The sequence below is a fragment of the Streptomyces sp. NRRL F-5122 genome, from assembly GCF_001507435.1.
In the GTDB taxonomy this organism is placed as follows: domain Bacteria; phylum Actinomycetota; class Actinomycetes; order Streptomycetales; family Streptomycetaceae; genus Streptomyces; species Streptomyces lannensis.
Map to the genome: position 1 here is coordinate 1 of NZ_LMWH01000040.1, position 3,708 is coordinate 3,708.

General features: G+C 66.8%; 2 protein-coding genes and 1 pseudogene. 2 read left to right on the forward strand and 1 reads right to left on the reverse strand.

Annotation, left to right across the window (positions count from 1 at the left end):
* Positions 1-106 precede the first annotated feature (106 nt).
* Positions 107-1,563, reverse strand: a pseudogene (locus ADL25_RS07575) (NF041680 family putative transposase).
* Positions 1,564-2,079: 516 nt separating this feature from the next.
* On the opposite strand from ADL25_RS07575, the gene ADL25_RS07580 reads away from it, so the two are divergent.
* Both ADL25_RS07580 and ADL25_RS07590 read left to right on the forward strand, forming a co-directional pair.
* On the forward strand, positions 2,080-2,538 hold the full coding sequence (locus tag ADL25_RS07580; RefSeq protein WP_059126881.1) for a TIGR03618 family F420-dependent PPOX class oxidoreductase: 459 nt from the start codon (positions 2,080-2,082) through the stop codon (positions 2,536-2,538).
* 895 nt (positions 2,539-3,433) lie between these two features.
* On the forward strand, positions 3,434-3,708 hold a 275-nt coding region (locus tag ADL25_RS07590; protein WP_059126883.1), incomplete at its 3' end, for a helix-turn-helix domain-containing protein.

The following is a 3,708-nucleotide window of genomic DNA, read 5'->3' on the forward strand; positions in this document are numbered from 1 at the left end:
ACGCGACAGCCGGGTACTCACCCTGCCCGATACATGCGCAACAAGCCGAAACGGCCCGCCAAATGAACCGACGGACCGTCACGAAAGATCGAGGCTAGCTTGATCTTTAACCTGTGCGGCGGGGTCGCGGAGTGGTCGACTTCTTGGTCCGGGGCGTTGTGGTACCTGTCTTGCGGGGTGTGTGGACGTCGTGGCGTGGGGTAGGTCGGACGTTCTTTCGGCCGGGTGGTCTTCCAGGTCCGGGGCGGGTGGTTTCGGTGCCCCGGCCGGGCAGAGGACCTTGGGGCGGATGTGCCGAAAGTCGCGGCGGACACGTGCCGGGGTGAGTCTGTCCGAGGATACGGGCCTCTCCCATGGGCGCCGCCGGTCGGCTGCTAACGGCCGGGCGAGTCGCAGTTGGGTGTAGGCCGCGAGGATCAGCCAGGTCCATCGGTCGGCCGCCTCGGGGGTGCGGATCTTAGGGCAGGTCCAGCCGAGGGTTTGTTTGAACAAGCGGAATGTGTGCTCGATGTCGAAGCGTCGCAGGTATGCCTGCCAGAGTCGGTCGCTGTCCGTTTCGGTGGCGCCGGTGCCCGACCACCAAAGCCAGACCGGCTTCGGGGTGGCTCCGCTGGGCAGATGCTCGATGTCCAGGCGGATCACGGTCCCCTCGACGATCGGAAGGGTGTCGTCGGCGGTTGCCCAGGAAGAGCGGTGGGTGAGTTTGGGGTGGAGCCGGTCCCAGGACCGGGCTGTGGCGGTGCCGTAGAGGCGCGTGTCGGTGATGGTGTGGGTGTCCGGGGTGCCCCAGGTGTCGGGCTGCCCGAAGACGAACTCACCGCCGTGCCGGGGCGGCCGGCCCATGGCTTGAGGCTGCCGCGGCGGGGTCTGCCTGCGCAGAACACGGTCCGACCGCATCCTCGCGAGCACCTGGACCGGCAGGTCCCGCAGGAGGTAGGCCAGGCGGGGTGCGTCGTATCCGGCGTCCGCGACGACGAGGACGTCCGGGTCGCCTGTCTGCCATTGGCCTGCGGTGATCAGCCGCTCGACCAGTTCGCGCAACTGCCGGGCGGTGACGGTCGCGGTGTCGTCCCCAGGTGCCAGACGCAGAGCGTCGAGCGGGGCGGTCCACGAGCTGCGGCCCGGCTCCAGCGCGCACACGATCGAGTACGGCCACCCGGGAACGGGGATGTGCTGGTCCTTGCCCCGGCCGTAGGTGTGGCACAGGATCCGCTCGGGTGAGGTGTGGGCGTCCGGCCGCAGCCAGCACGTGACATCGACGGCCAGGACCAGCCGGCCATCGACGGCCCGCGGCAGCGGCACCGCGGCCAGGGCCTGCCGCATCCGATCCGCGTCGACCCGACCCTTTGAGACGGCGGCGTAGAGTCCTCCGTGTCCACGGCGGTGTTCGCCCACCAGCGACAGCTCTACCAGCGACCTCACTGGCCCGTCACCGCACAAGACCGCGTCGGCCAGCTCGAACAGAGCATCCGAACGAGCGGCGAGACAGGCGTAGAACTCACCCCGGAAGCGTGACAGTTGGGCTGTCAGCTCCTGCCGGACATCGCGATGCAGCAGACTCATCCTCACGGCCTTCGTGCTGGACGTGTGTGTTTCTTGGTCGGAGCACATGTTCAGACGAAGGCCGCTTCCATGTACGGCGGATACCGAACCGAGTGATCAAGTACGACACGCCGTTCGAGGCATGGCTTCTACCGGCAACGCAGAGACCCGGGTCCGCAACGAGTGGACCAGTCGCCGGCCGGTGACAGTCGCTCTCCACTGGCCCGCACGACAACAAGCCTGCCGTCTTCGAAAGCGATTCGATCACTGGCGGCCAGAAAGAGGGGACTCGCCAGCTCGAAGGCGTATCCGTCGTCAGACTCGAGGTACTTCACCAGTACCAGCCGCGAGGCCGGCGTGGCTCCGTCAGCTACCAGGCGCATGCCGAAATGGTCCCACGCAGCCTGACGTCAACTCGACCGCATTCAGCGGCTGGCCAACGGCCCAAACGTTAAAGATCAAGCTAGGGTCTGTTGTGAAAGTGGTCTTGGAGTTACGTCCGTGAAAGGCGTGGCGGCCATGCACGTTGATCACGTCATGACTCAAGGACCAGCACCTCGCCCACTGTCCGACGAAGCCCTCTCCAGCCTGCTTGGCAAGGAGCAGTTCGGCACACTCGCCACCGTCAAGCGCAGTGGCCACCCCCACCTGACCACCATGCTGTACAGCTGGGATCCCGAAGCCCGCATGGTGCGGTTCTCGACGACGGCCGACCGGGTCAAGGTCGGGCATCTGCGGCGTAACCCACGTGCGGCGCTTCATGTGCAAGGTGGCGACGTGTGGTCGTTCGCTGTCGCTGAAGGCGAGGCCGAGGTCTCTGAAAGCACGACCGTTCCCGGCGACGCCGTCGGGCGGGAACTCCTTGAGATGATCCCGCAAGCAGCGAAGCCGGAAGATGAAGGTGCGTTCCTGGAGCAGCTGGTTGCCGAGCGCCGGGTAGTCATCCGGTTGAAGGTAGACCACCTGTACGGCACGGCACTCGACATCGACGGCTAGAACATATCAGGCCCATGCTGGTCACAGCCACTCATTCAGGACTGCGACCAGCACGGTCGCCTCGTAGCGCCAGGCCCTAACCGGCAAAGAGGCAGACGCCCGAGAATCCCTGAAGCCTGACAGGGACGGCGAGGGCGTCCACCCTGCCCCTCCCGCCCCCGCCCACCCGAGGTGGGGGCGAGAAAGAACGCGTCGTGATGCCCTCCTGGCCCATACGCACCCCAGGGCAGGTAGCGACACATACGGGCTGATCGCGGGCGACGTCGCCGGGACTGTCACCCTCCACCACGACCAGGGCGCCGGCCGGGGCCGCCGTGCGGGTCGTCTGCATGTCGGTCATGCGCTGTCACCCCCACCCGAGATCTGTTGTACCGGCAGGCTCAGCGCTTGCCCGCCGGACCGCGATTCAACCAGGCACAGCACTCTTCCGGTCGTATTTGAGGAAGAAATACCCGCACGGACCAAAGAGGAAATCTGTCGCGACGGTGGTAGACATTGGCCGTCCGCAGGGTTACCGTTTCTCTCGTACCCCGGAAGTCGAAGTGGGCACGGCAGACAGGAACTGCCGTGCGAGCAGGTCAAGCAGGACGCGACCCGAAGGGGTCGCAAGCAGTACCCGCGGTAGCCAGCAGTACAACCGAGTAACCGAAGGTAAGGAGCAGAACGCCATCAGGATCGCCTGGGCGAGGAAGCAGTCCGCCCGGGTACCGCAAGACCCCGGATTGGAAGGTGGTCCCCGGTCACGCATCCGCGATCCCCGCTGCCCCGCCCTCCCAGGCGGACCTGCGGACAAAGAAGGCCGGCGTAGTCGGCCGGTAGGTGGTGTTGAAAGCTCGGGGCCCGGGTGCCGTACGGCACCCGGGCCCCCCGACGCATCCCCCGAAAGAAGAGGTCTATGCCCTCTCGCAGTACCCGCCCCGCCGACATCCTCGACGACGACGACTACCCCGCCTACACCATGGGCCGGGCCGCCGAGATGCTCGGCACCACTCCCGCCTTCCTCCGCGCTCTCGGCGAACACCGCCTGATCACCCCGCTGCGTTCCGAGGGCGGACACCGCCGCTACTCCCGCTACCAGCTGCGCATCGCCGCCCGCGCCCGCGAACTCGTCGACCAGGGCACCCCCATCGAGGCCGCCTGCCGCATCGTCATCCTCGAAGACCAGCTCGA

What these genes read in the sequence shown, in the direction of transcription:
- ADL25_RS07580 (WP_059126881.1), top strand. Translation starts at nt 2,080, where the DNA reads ATGACTCAAGGACCAGCACCTCGCCCACTGTCCGACGAAGCCCTCTCC.